The 15748-nt window shown below is 58.9% G+C and carries 9 protein-coding genes and 1 pseudogene; 8 read left to right on the forward strand and 2 right to left on the reverse strand.

Features of this window, described 5'->3' with window-relative positions; all coding sequences use genetic code 11:
• Nucleotides 1–592: 592 nt before the first annotated feature.
• The gene (locus LT42_RS15980; protein WP_037014953.1) at nucleotides 593–1987 is read right to left on the reverse strand and encodes a PhoH family protein; all 1395 of its coding nucleotides are present in this window, start codon (nucleotides 1985–1987) and stop codon (nucleotides 593–595) included.
• Between the two features lie 445 nt (nucleotides 1988–2432).
• Nucleotides 2433–3593, reverse strand: a pseudogene (locus LT42_RS15985) (polysaccharide deacetylase family protein); the annotation flags it as partial.
• A 182-nt stretch (nucleotides 3594–3775) separates the two neighbouring features.
• Between LT42_RS15985 and yaaA the strand changes: the two are divergent.
• The 8 genes from yaaA (at nucleotide 3776) to LT42_RS16025 (ending at nucleotide 15744) form a co-directional block, all read left to right on the forward strand.
• Nucleotides 3776–4555, forward strand: a complete 780-nt coding sequence (gene yaaA / locus LT42_RS15990; RefSeq protein ID WP_037014956.1) for a peroxide stress protein YaaA — start codon at nucleotides 3776–3778, stop codon at nucleotides 4553–4555.
• 994 nt (nucleotides 4556–5549) lie between these two features.
• Entirely contained in the window at nucleotides 5550–6866 is a 1317-nt protein-coding gene (locus LT42_RS15995) for a nucleotide sugar dehydrogenase (protein WP_037014959.1), read from the forward strand.
• A gap of 129 nt (nucleotides 6867–6995) precedes the next feature.
• A complete protein-coding gene (alg8, locus tag LT42_RS16000; RefSeq protein WP_037014961.1) occupies nucleotides 6996–8477 on the forward strand; it encodes a mannuronan synthase in 1482 nt (493 codons plus the stop codon).
• A 53-nt stretch (nucleotides 8478–8530) separates the two neighbouring features.
• On the forward strand, nucleotides 8531–9703 hold the full coding sequence (locus LT42_RS16005) for a PilZ domain-containing protein (protein WP_037014963.1): 1173 nt from the start codon (nucleotides 8531–8533) through the stop codon (nucleotides 9701–9703).
• Nucleotides 9704–9705: 2 nt separating this feature from the next.
• Complete coding sequence (algK, locus tag LT42_RS16010; RefSeq protein ID WP_037014965.1) at nucleotides 9706–11118, forward strand: alginate biosynthesis TPR repeat lipoprotein AlgK; 1413 nt, start codon at nucleotides 9706–9708, stop codon at nucleotides 11116–11118.
• Entirely contained in the window at nucleotides 11115–12614 is a 1500-nt protein-coding gene (locus LT42_RS16015) for an alginate export family protein (protein ID WP_037014967.1), read from the forward strand. The genes algK and LT42_RS16015 overlap by 4 nt, the downstream gene beginning before the upstream one ends.
• A gap of 27 nt (nucleotides 12615–12641) precedes the next feature.
• Nucleotides 12642–14291: a mannuronan 5-epimerase AlgG gene (algG, locus tag LT42_RS16020; protein WP_081955402.1), complete on the forward strand. Its 1650-nt coding sequence runs from the start codon at nucleotides 12642–12644 to the stop codon at nucleotides 14289–14291.
• A 13-nt stretch (nucleotides 14292–14304) separates the two neighbouring features.
• A complete protein-coding gene (locus tag LT42_RS16025) occupies nucleotides 14305–15744 on the forward strand; it encodes an alginate O-acetyltransferase (RefSeq protein ID WP_037014970.1) in 1440 nt (479 codons plus the stop codon).
• Nucleotides 15745–15748: the final 4 nt, after the last annotated feature.

The following is a 15748-nucleotide window of genomic DNA, read 5'->3' on the forward strand; positions in this document are numbered from 1 at the left end:
CCCTAAAAGCCGGACCGGACGTGTGACCGCAGACGCCGGGTAGAACGCGTGACCGTAGGAGCCGGCTTGCTGGCGAATGCAGTGGGTCAGTTGCATCGCATGACCGAAAGCGTTCGCCAGCAAGCCGGCTCCTACAGGTTCAGCGGTGAATGGATTCAGTTAAGTCCATGGATCACAGCAGGGGCCGGGCCGGAAGTATGACCGTAGACGCCGGGCCGGACGTGTGATCGTAGAAGCTGGGTCGAACGCGTGACCGTAGGAGCCGGCTTGCTGGCGAATGCAGTGGGTCAGTTGCAGTTGCATCGCATGACCGAAAGCGTTCGCCAGCAAGCCGGCTCCCACAGGTTCAGCGGTGAATGGATTTCAGTTAAGTCCATGGATCACAGCAGGGGCCGGGCCGGACGTATGACCCTAAAAGCCGGACCGGACGTGTGACCGTAGACGCCGGGTCGAACGCGTGACCGTAGGAGCCGGCTTGCTGGCGAATGCAGTGGGTCAGTTGCATCGCATGACCGAAAGCGTTCGCCAGCAAGCCGGCTCCTACAGGTTCAGCGGTGAATGGACATTCAGTTGATGTCCATGGATCAGAGGGTTACAAATGGCTCTCCGCGTATTCCGCCAGGATCGAGCGCGGTACGCCTTGCAGGCTGATGTGCACGCCGTTGGGGAAATCCTTGAATCGCTCCGTCAGATAGGTCAGCCCCGAACTGGTGGCCGACAGGTATGGGGTATCGATCTGCGCCAGGTTACCCAGGCAGACCACCTTGGAACCTGCACCGGCACGCGTAATGATGGTCTTCATCTGGTGCGGCGTAAGGTTCTGGCATTCATCGATCAGGATCAGGCTTTGCTGGAAGCTACGGCCGCGAATGTAGTTAAGGGATTTGAACTGCAACGGCACCTTGCTGAGGATGTAATCAACGCTGCCGTGGGTGTTTTCATCGTCCATGTGCAGCGCTTCCAGGTTATCGGTGATCGCGCCAAGCCATGGTTCCATCTTCTCTGCTTCGGTACCTGGCAGAAAGCCGATCTCCTGGTCAAGCCCCTGCACGCTGCGTGTCGCAATGATGCGTCGATAGCGCTTGCTTACCATGGTCTGCTCGATAGCAGCGGCCAGCGCGAGAATGGTCTTGCCCGAACCGGCTGCGCCCGACAGATTGACCAGATGGATATCCGGATCGAGCAACGCGAACAGCGCCAGCCCCTGATAAATGTCGCGGGGTTTCAGCCCCCACGCCTCCTGGTGCAGCAACGGCTCCTGGTGCATGTCCAGCAGCAGCAGCTCATCCGGTTTGACGCCCTTGATCCAGCCCACAAAACCTTGCTCATCAATGATGAACTCGTTGATATGAACGGCCGGGATCTGCTCGATCATCTGCACCTTATGCCAGGTACGGCCATGGTCCTGACGGGTATCGACTTTGCTGACGCGGTCCCAGAAAGAACCGGTCATGGTGTGATAGCCGCGCGACAGCATCGACACGTCATCGACCAGCTGATCGGTGCTGTAATCTTCCGCTTCGATGCCGCAGGCCCGCGCCTTGAGGCGCATATTGATGTCTTTGGTGACCAGCACGATGCGCGTGTCCTTTTTCAGCGCGTGCAGGTCGATCAACTGGTTGATGATGATGTTGTCATTGAGGTTGTCGGGCAGCAGGCGGTTTGGATCCTGCCGTTTGTTCATGAGAATGGACAGGTACCCTTTGAATACGCCTGTGCCTCGGTCAATGGGTACGCCTTGCTCGACCTCCTCCGGGGTCGCCTCGCCGAGTGTCTTGTCGATCAGACGGATCGCCTGACGGCATTCAGCCGCCACCGAGTGCTTGCCCGCCTTGAGCTTGTCCAGTTCTTCGAGGACGGTCATGGGCAGGGCAACGTGATGTTCTTCGAAATTTAGAAGCGCGTTTGGATCGTGAATCAATACATTGGTATCGAGCACATAAAGGATTGGCTGGTTAGAGGAAGGGGTGCGTCCGTGGTCATCCATACTCGCTCACCTTTGTAGAAGCCAAGTGACGCAACACACAGCGATGCTGCGCCACGAAAAGGCCGCCGCGGCTTTCTCCTTGAGGCAGGAGAAAAATGCGCAAAGTGGGTCTGGGATGACGCCACCTGTGTTGCAGGGTTCGGCGGTCTGTTGTCGTAATACCGCAAAACCGATGACATAAAAACGCGTTTCAACGCTTTTTGAAGTTTATTTTTCAGGCGACAAAAAGGCCTTGGCGGATGCCTTGGGCGCGTTTAAAGTCGAAAGTCCGGTCGAGGACAATTCTTCAGAAATTTCCGGCCTTCGATGCTCCTGGCTACTCCCCTCACTCCCCCGCTTTTTTCTCGGTCGCTGCCTCCGTCGCCTTTGCATCAGGCTGAACGGGCTCCTCCTCCTGCCTCTTGTCCATCGTTTCCTCGTCCGTTGCGTCTTCGTCCGGGGTGTCGGCCTCTTCGTCCTGATTGTCTTCTTCGTCCGCCAACTGCTGCGGATAGATGTGGCAGTCCTCCCACGTCACTCCGCTTTGCGCGGTATTGGCCATCAGCCATGGCACTGCCTGCTGAGCACGGTCCGTGCTGTCATGGAACACCACGTTGCCGCGTCGCCACAGCAGCATCAGCGTCAGGACTCGATTGGCAGCCTGCTCGGCGCTGATGCGCCCGGTGCTGTCCTGGGAATCAATGTTCCAGAGCGAGACGCGAAGCTGTTGGTCCCGGAAAAACGGCGCGCTGTCTGCGCGTCGATGGCCATAGGGTGGGCGGAACAAGGGCACGAAGTTGTCCGGCAAGACTTGCTGAAGCAACGCGGCGGTGCGTTCGATGGAGTCTTGCCAGTCGCGCCAGTGGGCATGGGACCGAAACTCCCATCCCTGAAGCCCGACGCACTGCTGGCGGTAAAGGTTTTGCAGCGCCTGGGGCGAGCTGGCGTCGAGCCGGCTCTGCAGGCTTTTACCCAATACAAAAAACGTCGCAGTGATCTGCTGTTGACGCATGAAGTCGGCCAGCCAGTCGGTGGCGCCATCGGCGGTGGTCGGACCGCTCTCGAAGTTGAGCAGGAAGGTTCTGTCCGGCATCTCGTCGCCGCTGAGCTCGTCGGAGTTGAACCGCTCGACCTCGCTGCTGGTTTGCGGGAACAAGGCGGCCATGCGCAGCAGCTCGTTGAGGTACCGCTGGTTAAATGCATCGGCCGGCGCCGCCCAGCCCGCATAAAAGGAATCATCGGCGACCTTATATTCCCCAGCCCGCTGACGCAGCATCGGCACGTCATCGACCAGCACGCAAAAGGAGGCGTCGGCTCCGCAGGTTTTTTCGGCGGCTTTCCAGTTTTCGAACAGGCGTGTCCACAACCGTGTGCGGATCAGATTGACCGTTGGCAGGTTGACCTGTCGCAGGCCCAGGCGGGCACTGAGCTGTGCATCGCTGAGGTTTTCGCTTTCCAGCAACTGGTGGGCGAAGCTGAGAATTTGCGCACGAGACGCGACATCGAACAGCTGCGGAGTTTCGAGTGCCTCTGGCCAGACCGTGCGATCCAGCATCGCAATCTCGCCAGTGGCTGCCTGTGCCTTAAGGCCCAGCAAGCAGGCGCCGATCAATAACAGCATGCGCAAAACGACGTGCTCCCAATCCTTTATAAAGAGGCCGAAACCGGCGAGGCACTATAGCGGATTTGCTTCATTCCAGAATGCCGGATTGGTGCCGGACACTTGCAGCAGCGCACCTATGAGTGCCATAGCTGGAGTCCTCTGCGTGCAACCCCTAGAATCGGCGGACGATTAAAGGAGAACTGCGCATGCTGATGGTGATTTCCCCCGCCAAAACCCTCGATTTCGAGACGCCGCCGACGACAGAGCACTACACCCAGCCGCAATTTCTCGACCACTCTCAGGAACTCATCAGCCAGCTGCGCGACTTTTCACCGGCGCAGATCGGCGAACTGATGCACCTGTCCGACAAACTCTCAGGCCTCAATGCCGCCCGCTTCGGCAGCTGGGACCCTGCGTTCACGCCTGATAACGCCAAGCAGGCGCTGCTGGCGTTCAAGGGCGACGTCTATACAGGCCTGGCAGCCGAGACCCTTAAAAAAGCCGATTTGAACTACGCGCAAAAACACCTGCGAATGCTGTCCGGGCTTTACGGCCTGTTGCGCCCTCTGGACTTGATGCAGCCGTATCGCCTGGAAATGGGCACGAAATTGCCCAATGCCAGAGGCAAAGACCTCTATGCATTCTGGGGCAATCGTATCAGCGAGTGGCTCAACGAGGCGCTTGAAGAGCAAGGCGACGATCTGTTGCTCAACCTGGCGTCCAACGAATACTTCTCGGCCGTGAAGCGTCCAGCCTTGAAAGCCAGGGTGATCGAGACCGAGTTCCGCGACCAGAAAAACGGCCAGTACAAAATCATCAGCTTCTACGCCAAGAAAGCCCGGGGCATGATGAGTCGTTTTGTCATCACTGAGCGCATCAGCAAGCCCAAGGATCTGATGCAGTTCGACGCTCAGGGCTACCGCTACAGCAAGGAACTGTCATCCACCGACAGGCTGGTGTTCCTCCGCGACCAGCAGGACGCGTGATTGCAGCAAGCCAACCCGGCTTTGCACTGGGTTACGCAGTCGCGGCAAGGACGCCGCGCGAACGTTTCCGCCTCGTTCGATGCCTTTAATTGAGGCGTCTGTCCGCCTCAATTCAGCTTCTAATCGGCCTCCCCTTCATTCGGATGTGCGTCACCCTCCAACTGGTGGCAAATTAAACAGTGATGGATTTCGCAAAATCCGACGAATACTTAGTTCAAATCCTGCAATTTAAGCGGACAAACGGTAGTGCTGGCGAGTAATTGGCGCCAAGTATAAGGCGGAAACTAAGCCCCTCTTTTTTTCTCAAAAATTTAACAACTTTTTTCATCTAAAACAGTGCCCTCGTTTGCAGTAGTGGCGCTTTGACTCTAATAGCGCTAAAACCCCCGTGGGGGCTGGGTCTAACCAAGCCTGACCCTGTCGCGACCCCACCTGACGTCACCCCGGTGTTACGAAAAATCTCAAAAAGAGGACGAGTGGCCCGGAACTTATGGGCATTGCCCACGCTCCTACATCCCGTAACAATTCTCGTCCCCCATGTAGGACATCTCTTACATGGCACATGGACAGATCTGGAAGTTGCTTCTCAACGAAGTTAGACCCACGGGTCAAGTGGTACGTACAAGGAGTCACGCACCAAACTAGTTGAAGTAAATTGAGCTAGCACCATTCGGGTGCCCGCAGTCGCTAACCGGAGTCGATTCATTGGGGGAAGGCCAGAAACCTTGTCCTAGAGCGCCCGGGCGCGACGCGCTAACCACCCGTTGGAGTGTCCTGCCATATCCCAGATCGGGAACCTATATAGATATGTATGGGCTACTCGACACTGTAGATCTGTAAAATTCGGGTTTGCCTTTCATATAGGTAACTCACCCTTAATTCTGCCTGTGCTTGTCACGCGACATTCATTTGCCGTGCGTACGAGTGCGCGAAAGTTGTAAGACAATTTTTATATTTCGGCCAACTAAATGGCGTAAACATCGAGGAGATTACTATGCGTATCAGCATCTTTGGTTTGGGCTATGTCGGCGCTGTCTGCGCTGGTTGCCTCTCTGCGCGTGGTCATGATGTTGTGGGTGTGGACATCTCCGCTGCCAAGATCGATCTGATCAACAACGGCAAGTCGCCAATCGTTGAGCCTGGTCTGGGCGAGCTGCTGCAAACCGGTATCAAGACCGGCAAACTGCGCGGCACCACCGACTTCTCCGAAGCGATTCGCGCTACTGACCTGTCGATGATCTGCGTCGGCACCCCGAGCAAAAAGAACGGCGATCTGGAGCTGGACTTCATTGAATCGGTCTGCCGCGAAATCGGCTTCGTGCTGCGTGACAAGACTACCCGTCACACCATCGTCGTTCGCAGTACCGTTCTGCCAGGCACCGTTGCCAACGTGGTTATCCCGATCCTTGAAGACTGCTCGGGCAAGAAAGCCGGCGTTGACTTCGGCGTCGCGGTAAACCCTGAATTCCTGCGTGAAAGCACCGCGATCGCCGACTACGATCACCCTCCGATGACCGTTATCGGCGAATTCGACAAGGCGTCCGGCGACGTTCTGCAGTCCCTGTACGAAGAACTCGACGCACCGATCATCCGCAAGGACATCGCCGTTGCCGAAATGATCAAGTACACCTGCAACGTATGGCACGCGACCAAAGTCACCTTCGCCAACGAAATCGGCAACATCGCCAAGGCAGTCGGCGTCGATGGCCGTGAAGTGATGGACGTGGTCTGCCAGGACAAGGCTCTGAACCTGTCGCAGTACTACATGCGCCCAGGCTTCGCTTTCGGCGGTTCCTGCCTGCCGAAGGACGTTCGCGCCCTGACCTACCGCGCCAGCAGCCTGGACGTTGACGCACCTCTGCTCAACTCCCTGATGCGCAGCAACGTGTCCCAGGTTCAGAACGCATTCGACATCGTTGCCGCCAGCGACACTCGCAAAGTGGCCCTGCTGGGTCTGAGCTTCAAGGCCGGTACCGATGACCTGCGCGAAAGCCCACTGGTCGAGCTGGCTGAAATGCTGATCGGTAAAGGCTACGACCTGAGCATCTTCGACAGCAACGTCGAATACGCCCGCGTCCACGGTGCGAACAAGGACTACATCGAGTCCAAGATCCCGCACGTTTCCTCTCTGCTGAACTCGGATTTCGACGCAGTCATCGACAAATCCGACGTGATCATCCTGGGCAACCGCGACGAGCGCTTCCGTGCACTCGCCAACAACGCGCCAGCTGGCAAGCGCGTGATTGACCTGGTGGGCTTCATGAAAGGCACCACCACTGAAAACGGTCAAATCGAAGGTATCTGCTGGTAACACTCAGCAAGCTGCAAGCCACGAGCTGCAAGTTTCAGGCTTCATTCCTCCAGCCCCAGGCAGCAATGCCTGCGGCTGGAGGTTTGAAGCTTGCGGCTTGAGTTTGCAACTGACTTAGGGATACACATTATGCAAAGGCTGAAGCACGGCTTCCTCCAGGCCGCAGGTTGGCTGTTTTATCTGAGTTTGCTGGCTGCCATTGCTATGGCCTTGCCTGCATCGCTGTTTGACTCGCATTCCAAAAATTTCATTTTCCTCATTGGTATCGTCGGCATCTGGCGCTACTCGATGGGCGCAACGCACTTCGTGCGCGGCATGATTTTCCTGTACATCGTCTACCCGCACCTGCGCCGTAAAGTGCGCAAGCTGGGCAAGGCGGCCGATCCGTCCCATGTGTTCCTGATGGTTACCAGCTTTCGCATCGATGCGCTGACTACCGCTCAGGTGTACAGCTCGGTGATCCGCGAAGCGATCAACTGCGGCTTCCCGACCACCATCGTGTGCTCGCTGGTTGAAATGTCCGATGAGCTGCTGGTCAAGGCGCTGTGGGCCAAATACAACCCGCCGGAACACGTGAAGCTGGATTTCGTGCGTATTGCCGGTACCGGCAAGCGTGACGGCCTGGCATTCGGCTTCCGCGCCATCTCCCGTCACATGCCCGACGACCGCGCCGTAGTGGCCGTGATCGACGGCGACACCGTGCTGGCTGAAGGCGTTGTGCAGAAGACCGTTCCGTGGTTCCAGCTGTTCGGCAATGTCGGCGGCCTGACCACCAACGAGTTCTGCGAAGTCCGCGGCGGCTACATCATGAGCGAGTGGCACAAACTGCGTTTCGCTCAGCGTCACATCAACATGTGCTCGATGGCTCTGTCCAAGCGCGTGCTGACGATGACCGGCCGCATGTCGGTGTTCCGCGCCACCGTGGTGACCGACCCTGTGTTCATCGCCGACGTTGAAAGCGATTCGCTGCAGCACTGGCGTCTGGGCCGCTTCAAGTTCCTGACCGGCGATGACAAGTCGAGCTGGTTCAGCCTGATGCGCCTGGGCTATGACACGTTCTACGTGCCCGATGCCGCGATCAACACTGTTGAGCACCCGCCGGAAAAGAGCTTCCTGAAGGCCAGCCGCAAGCTGATGTATCGCTGGTATGGCAACAACCTTCGGCAGAACTCCCGCGCGCTGGGCCTGGGTGTAGGCCGTCTCGGTATCTTCACCAGCATCGTGCTGTTCGACCAGCGCGTGTCGATGTGGACCTCCCTGCTGGGCCTGACGGTCGCCATGTTGGCGAGCCTCAAGTACGGCATCGAGTTTCTGCTGGCCTACCTGCTGTGGATCGGCATCACCCGCCTGATTCTGACCCTGCTGCTGTCGTGCAGCGGACACAGGATTGGACCGGCCTACCCGATCATTCTGTATTACAACCAAATCGTCGGCGCCCTGATGAAGATCTACGTCTTCTTCCGTCTCGACCGACAGTCCTGGACCCGCCAGGACACAAAACTGAGCCGCGACATGGCCAGCTTCCAGGGTTGGTTCAACACCTGGTCGTCGCGGACCATGACTTTCTCGGCTGGCAGCATCTTCGTTGCCGTGCTGCTGACAATGGTCTGAACGGGCCTCTGACCGAAACAATGGATCAACTCGATTAATCAGGAATTATCACCATGAATACAGCCGTGAATGCCAATGTCGTACATGAATCCGAAGCCCAGCGTCAGCACGCACGGGTCAAGATCCCGGCCAAGCTGCGACTGCTCAACGGGCAGCCGAACGCACCACTGGTTCGCGTCGAAGACCTTTCCGCCGGCGGTCTGAGCTTCGTTGCTCCTGCCAATCTGCGCCCAAGCGTGGGTCAGGTCATCAAAGGCCGCCTGCAGTTCCTGATCGACAACCTCGGTCTGGCAATGGACATCGACCTGCAAGTGCGCACCATCGATTCCGCCACCGGCCGTGTGGGTTGCCAGTTCCAGCACCTGGAAGCTCAGGACATCGCAACGCTGCGCCACCTGATCACTTCGCACCTGTCGGGCGATCTCATCAGCATGGGCGAAGTGCTCGCGACCCTGCAGCGCGACAACTTCACCAAGGCGCGCAAGAACAAAGACTCCGGCAGCGGCCAGAGCGCGTTCGGTCGTCTGCGTGCAGTGACCTTCAGCGCCGGTATCTTCATCGTCGGTCTGGCCGCCTTCGGCTTCGTCGCCAAGTCGGTCTACGGCATGTACTTCGTCAGCCACTCCACGTCGGGTCTGGTCAGCGTACCGAGCCTGGACGTGACCATGCCTCGTGAAGGCACCGTGACCAGTCTGGTCACCGCGAACGGCGAAGTAGCTAAAGGCGCTCCACTGGCCACCTTCAACACCAGCATGCTGGACATGTTGAAAGGCAACCTGGACCCGGACGAAATGCAGCCTGCCAAGATCGAAGAGCTGTTCGGTCGTCAGCTGGCCGGTACCATGACCAGCCCATGCGACTGCGTCGTGGCCAAGCAACTCGTCGCCGACGGTCAGTACGCCAGCAAGGGCCAAGTGATCTTCCAGATGGTGCCGCGCAACGTCGCCGCCAACGTCGAAGCACGCTTCACCTACCGCCAGTTCGCCGACGTCCAGCCGGGCGCCAGCGTGAACTTCCAGGTGGCGGGCGAAGAAGGCAACCACAGCGGCAAGATCGTCAGCGCCACGGCATTGAGCCCGGCTGACCTGTCTTCCGACATCCGCGTTCAGATCCAGCCAGATGAAGCCATCAACAGCAACCTGGCAGGTCGTCCGGTTGAAGTGGTGAGCAACCGTGGCCCATCGCTGAACTGGCTGATCGACAAAGCCACGGCGGCAGGTTTCTAAACATGGCTAGCCCACTACGAAGCTTGTCAGCCCCTACATTGTTGAGCCTGGCGATCGCTATCGGTTTGGGCGGCTGTGCCGGCCTGCCCGATCAGCGCCTGGCCAACGAAGCCCTGAAACGCGGCGACACCGCGCTGGCGGAGCAAAACTATCGGCAACTGGCGGACCTGGGCTACAGCGACGCACAGGTCGGCCTCGCGGACATCCAGGTGGGTACCCGCGACCCGGAGCTGATCAAGCAGGCCGAGGCGACTTACCGCGCTGCGGCCGCCACTTCGCCCCGAGCGCAATCGCGCCTGGGCAAGCTGCTGGCGGTCAAGCCGAACTCCACCGAAGCCGAGCAACGTGAAGCCGAAGGCCTGTTGAAGACCGCTTTCGCCAACGGCGAAGCCGGCACGCTGATCCCGCTGGCCATGCTCTATCTGCAATACCCGCACACGTTCCCGAACGTGAACGCGCAGCAGAAGATCAACGAGTGGCGCGCCACCGGTTACCCGGAAGCTGGCCTGGCCCAGGTGCTGCTGTATCGCACTCAAGGCACCTATGACCAGCATCTGGCCGACGTGGAAAGCATCTGCAAGCAGGCGCTGCGCACGACGGACGTTTGCTACACCGAGCTGGCGACCGTTTACCAGAAGCGCGGCGAAACCGACAAGCAGGCTGCGCTGATCCAGCAGATGCAAAGCGGCTACGCCATGGGCAGCATACCTGCCATGCGCGTGGACAGCGTTGCCCGGGTGCTGGCTGATTCGACCCTGGGCAAGCCGGACGAAAAGACTGCGCAAACGCTGCTTGAAAAAGTGGCTCCCGGCTACCCCGCTTCATGGGTGAGCCTGGCGCAGTTGCTGTACGACTACCCGGAACTGGGTGACGTCAACAAGATGATGGAATACCTGGACAACGGCCGTGCCGCGGACCAACCGCGCGCCGAACTGTTGCTGGGCAAACTGTATTACGAAGGCAAGCTGGTCTTGCCGGACGCGAAGAAAGCCGAGGAGCACCTGACCAAGGCCGCTGCGACGCAGATCTCCGCGCATTACTACCTGGGTCAGCTTTATCGCCGGGGTTATCTGGGCCACCCAGACCCGCAAAAAGCTGTCGACCAGCTGCTGACCTCCGCACGCGGTGGCCAGAACAGTGCCGACTTCGCCCTCGCGCAGTTGTTCTCGCAAGGCAAAGGCATCAAGCCTGATCCGGTCAACGCGTGGGTCTTCGGTCAGCTCGCACTGGCTCAAGGCACGCCGCAAGCGACGGATCTTGCGCAACAACTGAACGAACAATTGCCGCCTGAGAAGCGCGCCCAGGCGCAGAGTCTTCTCCAGCGTGAACAGCAGGTCCGAGGCACCACAGCACAAAATGCGCTGGCCTTGCAGACCCTGCAAGAAGAAAAAGACGGCGGGGACGCACCTCTATGAAGCTTAAGTTGAACCCTCTGATGGCAGCTGGCATGGGCCTGGGTTTTTCCATGATGTGGGCCACGCCGACTCTGGCAGCCCTGACCGACACTCAGAATTTCGGCCTCGAAGTCAAAGTGACCGGGCAGATGGAAGACGACCGTGACCTCGGCACCCGCAGCGGTGGCGACGTCAATGGTGTCGGTCTGGACCTGCGCCCATGGGCGTATGGCGAGTCGGGCGACTGGAGCGCTTACGCGATGGGCCAGGTAGTCGCTGCTACCGACACCATTCAGACTGACCCGCTGGATCAGCAGGTTACCGACGCGAACGGCCAGAGCACCCAACGCTCGCGCAGCACTTCCAACAGCCGCAAGGTGGATGACAGCTACGCCGCGCTGCGCGAATTCTGGATCGGCTACAGCGGCTTCACGGCCTACCCTGGCGAGATCCTGAAAGTGGGCCGTCAGCGCCTGCGCAATGATGACGGTCAGTGGCACGACACCAACATCGAAGCCGTCAACTGGACCTTCGACACCACGCTGCTCAAAGCCGAAGTGGGTGCTGCGCAACGCTTCAGCGAATACCGTACTGACCTGACCGAGCTTTCGGCGCAGGACAAGGACCGCTCACACCTTTACGGCGACGTGGAATACCAGTGGACACCCGGCCAATGGGCAGGGATTCGCGCGCACCACAGTCACGACGGCGGCAGCCTGAAACACCAGGGCGAGCCCATTGATGACCTGGACAAAACCAGCCGTGGTGATCTGACCTGGCTGGGTCTGCAGGCCAACAGCGACGCGTACAACTACCGCAATCTGAACACCGTCAACTACTGGGGCAGCCTGACCTGGCTGACCGGCGACCGCGATCGCATCGGCAGCCGCTTCGACGCCATTGGCGATCAGGACGTGGCTGGCGAAAAGACCGACGAAAACGTCAACGGCTGGGCGACTGATTTGGGTCTGCGTTTCCGTCTGGATCCAATGTGGCAAGTGGGCGGCGCTTACTCCCGCGCCAGCAAGAACTACGAACAGAACGGTCTGGAAAGCAACCGCTCGAACTGGACCGGTACCCGCTCGCGCGTGCATCGCTTCGGTGAAGCGTTCCAGGGCGAGATGGCCAACGTAGAGTCCGGCTCGCTGTTTGCCTCCTGGCAGATGCAGGACGAGTACGACGCCTCGCTGATCTACCACAAGTTCCGCCGCGTTGATGGCCACTCCCCTATCGGCGGCGCGGGCGTCAATCCAGCGCCAGAGAGTACAGACGTTTCCGGCGTTCTCCAGTCCTTGCAGTTGCAAGACGGCAACAAGGACCTGGGCCAGGAGATGGATCTGGTCGTGACCAAGTACTTTAAGCAGGGCCTGCTGCCCGCGGCGGTGAGCCAGTCGTTCGACGAACCGTCGGCGCTGATCCGTCTCCGCGCAGGCGTTTTCAAGCCGGGCGATGCGTACCAAAGCGGTGTGGACAACTACATGCACCGCGCCATCGTCGACGTCATCTGGCGCTTCTGATGCAAGCCGCGATAGGAGTGCAATGAGATGAACAGTCAAGCAAGCAGATTGCGTCACCGGGCATGGCCACATGCCCTGCTGGAAAGCTCCGTGCTGAGAAGCGCGGTGCTGAGCAGCGCCTTGCTATTGGCCAGCACGACTGCGATGGCCAACAGTCCTCTGCCGGTGCCTGCACCGGCGGCGCACCCGGCTGACGGCAAGGGTGAAGTGGTCAAAGGTCTGCATCAGGCCAAGACCTACTCCATCACCAGCGCGCCTATTGAGCCGTTGCTCATGGACAAGCCCAAGTTGCCCGACCTGTCCGGTTACACCCAGCAGGCCATGCAGAAAAAGATCGTGCGCACCAAGCCCGGCAAGGCTTCGATCAAACGCATGATGCAGGAGGACTCGCTCAAGGAGTTCATCGGCGGCGATAACAAGATGGCCGAATGGGTTGCGCGTCAGCACGGCATTCCCGAAGCCATCTTCGTGGACGACGGCTACATGACCCTGCAGGACCTGGCTAAAAAGGTGCCCAAGCAGTACCTGAGCGAAACGTCGCCGGGCGTGTTCCTGGCGCGTCTGCCTATCGTGGTCGGCAGAAAAGGCATTCTTGAAATCGACAAGAGAACCGTCGAGCTGCGTCTGTCCCAGGACGCCGGTGCGTTCCTGGTCAACGACAACATGCTGTTCATGTCCGACACCAAGCTGACCGGCTGGAGCGAAGCGGCCAACGGCCCGTCGACGTACAAGGCGCCGAAGGAATTCCGGCCGTTCCTGTTGTCGTGGGGCGGTACCCAGACCTACATGTTCAACACCAAAGTGGCGAGCCTGGGCTACAACAACAGCAAGTCGTACGGGATCAGTATTTCCCAGTACACCCCGAACACCAAGGCGAAGATGAACCGCCCGGACCCTACGGGCTGGATCGTCAACTCCGAATTCTCGGACATGTGGTACGGCTTCTACTGCTATGAAACCCGCGACTTCGTGGTGAAGGGCAGCACCTACCACGACAACATCGTTTACGGCATCGACCCACACGACCGTTCGCACGGTCTGATCATTGCTGAAAACACGGTGTACGGCACGAAGAAGAAGCACGGCATCATCGTCTCCCGTGAGGTGAACGACAGCTTCATCATCAACAACAAAAGCTACGACAACCACCTGTCCGGCATCGTCCTTGACCGTAACAGCGTGAACAACCTGGTGGCGTACAACGAGATCTATCGCAACCACACAGACGGCATCACGTTGTACGAGAGCGCCGACAACCTGCTGTGGGGCAACCGCGTGTTCGCCAACAAACGTCACGGCATCCGGGTACGTAACAGCACCAACATCAAGCTGTACGAAAACCTGGCCATCGGCAACGGCCTGATGGGCGTCTACGGCCACATCAAAGACCTGTCGGACACTGACCGGGACATCAAGCTCGATCCGTTCGATGCAGAAGTCTCGATGATCATGGTCGGCGGTGAACTGACCTCCAACGGTTCAGGACCGCTGTCCATCGACTCGCCACTGAGCGTCGAGCTGTACAAGGTCGCGATGCTTGCACCGACCAAAGCCAGCGGGATCAGCTTCAACGGTGTTCTGGGCGATCGTCAGGACGAAATCCTCGATCTGCTGGTGCGCCAGCAGAAAGCCGTGTTGATCGACCCGGTAGAAAGCCAGAAACAACTCCGGGACTGAGGAAGATATTTCTATGCACGCACACTTGATCAAACTGCTCAGCCTCTCGGGCCTGACCGCTGCACTGTTCGCCGCCGGCAACGCGGCGTACGCCGCAGACACGACTGCCCCGAGCTTTACTGCCGAGCCTTGCTGCAGCCTGTGCCCTGAAGCACACGACGAGAAAAACTACGTCAGCCGCTACCAGCAGAACTTCACCACGCTGGTTCAGGCCCAGGGCGACTGGCTGTTCCGGACCCGCGAAGACCTGCGCACCGAATTCGACACCACGCCGGAAGGCTATCGCCGCATGCAGCAACTGCACGATGCCTTCAAGAGCAAGGGTGTGGAGTTGGTCGTCGTTTACCAGCCGACCCGCGGGTTGGTTGACCGTAACAAGCTGTTCCCGGCCGAGCGCGACAAGTTCGACTACAACACCGCGCTGCGCAACTACCAGGCCATGCTCGGTCGCTTCGCGAAAATGGGCTACACCGTGCCGGACCTGTCGCCGTTGACCAACGAGCAGCAGGCCCACGATTTCTACTTCCGCGGTGACCAGCACTGGACGCCGTATGGCGCCCAGCGCACTGCGAAAATCGTGGCCGAGTCCGTGAAGAAGATGCAGGCGTTTGCCGGTGTTCCGCGTCGTGAATTCGAGACCCACTTGTCAGGTCGCATGGGCAAGAAGGGCACTCTTCACAATATGGCGGGTCAATTGTGCGGCACGAGTTACGCCATCCAGTACATGGACCAGTTTGAGACGGAACCCAAAGGCGAAGCTGCCGACGGCGACCTGTTTGGTGACTCCGGTAACCCGGAAATTACCCTGGTCGGTACCAGCCACAGCGGCAAGAACTACAACTTCGCCGGCTTCTTGCAGGAATTCATTGGTGCTGATGTGCTGAACGTCGCCTTCCCGGGCGGCGGCCTCGAAGGTTCGATGCTGCAGTACCTGGGCAGCGAAGACTTCCAGAAACACCCTCCCAAGATTCTGATCTGGGAATTCTCGCCGCTTTACCGCCTGGACCAGGAGACCATCTATCGCCAGATGATGTCGCTGCTGGACAACGGCTGTGAAGGCAAACCGGCAATCATGAGCAGCAGCACCACCCTCAAACCAGGGATCAACGAGTTGCTGGTCAACGGCAAAAACGGCATCAAGGATGTGCGCAACGGCAGTAATCAGATCGATATCAAGTTCGCCGACAACTCGGTGAAGACTCTTCAGGCGCGCCTCTGGTACATGAACGGTCGCCACGAAGACTTGAAGATCGAGAAACCTGAAACATCTGAAACCGACGGGCGCTTCTCCTTCGAACTGCGCGATGACAAGGACTGGGCTGACCAGCAATTGCTCGCACTGGAAGTTCAGGGCCCGGAAGCGGGCACTGCGCCTCAGCAGGTCGAAGCGAAAGTATGCAAACGCAACGTGTTCCCGAATGTCGCGCATCAAACCGCGCAAGCCGGGTTATGAGGCT

The sequence above is a fragment of the Pseudomonas lutea genome (assembly GCF_000759445.1).
Lineage (GTDB): Bacteria > Pseudomonadota > Gammaproteobacteria > Pseudomonadales > Pseudomonadaceae > Aquipseudomonas > Aquipseudomonas lutea.

Coding starts and splice junctions, on each gene's coding strand:
- LT42_RS15980 (WP_037014953.1), bottom strand. CDS start 1,987: ATGGATGACCACGGACGCACCCCTTCCTCTAACCAGCCAATCCTTTAT.
- alg8 (WP_037014961.1), top strand. CDS start 6,996: ATGCAAAGGCTGAAGCACGGCTTCCTCCAGGCCGCAGGTTGGCTGTTT.
- LT42_RS15995 (WP_037014959.1), top strand. CDS start 5,550: ATGCGTATCAGCATCTTTGGTTTGGGCTATGTCGGCGCTGTCTGCGCT.
- yaaA (WP_037014956.1), top strand. CDS start 3,776: ATGCTGATGGTGATTTCCCCCGCCAAAACCCTCGATTTCGAGACGCCG.
- LT42_RS16015 (WP_037014967.1), top strand. CDS start 11,115: ATGAAGCTTAAGTTGAACCCTCTGATGGCAGCTGGCATGGGCCTGGGT.
- algG (WP_081955402.1), top strand. CDS start 12,642: ATGAACAGTCAAGCAAGCAGATTGCGTCACCGGGCATGGCCACATGCC.
- LT42_RS16025 (WP_037014970.1), top strand. CDS start 14,305: ATGCACGCACACTTGATCAAACTGCTCAGCCTCTCGGGCCTGACCGCT.
- LT42_RS16005 (WP_037014963.1), top strand. CDS start 8,531: ATGAATACAGCCGTGAATGCCAATGTCGTACATGAATCCGAAGCCCAG.
- algK (WP_037014965.1), top strand. CDS start 9,706: ATGGCTAGCCCACTACGAAGCTTGTCAGCCCCTACATTGTTGAGCCTG.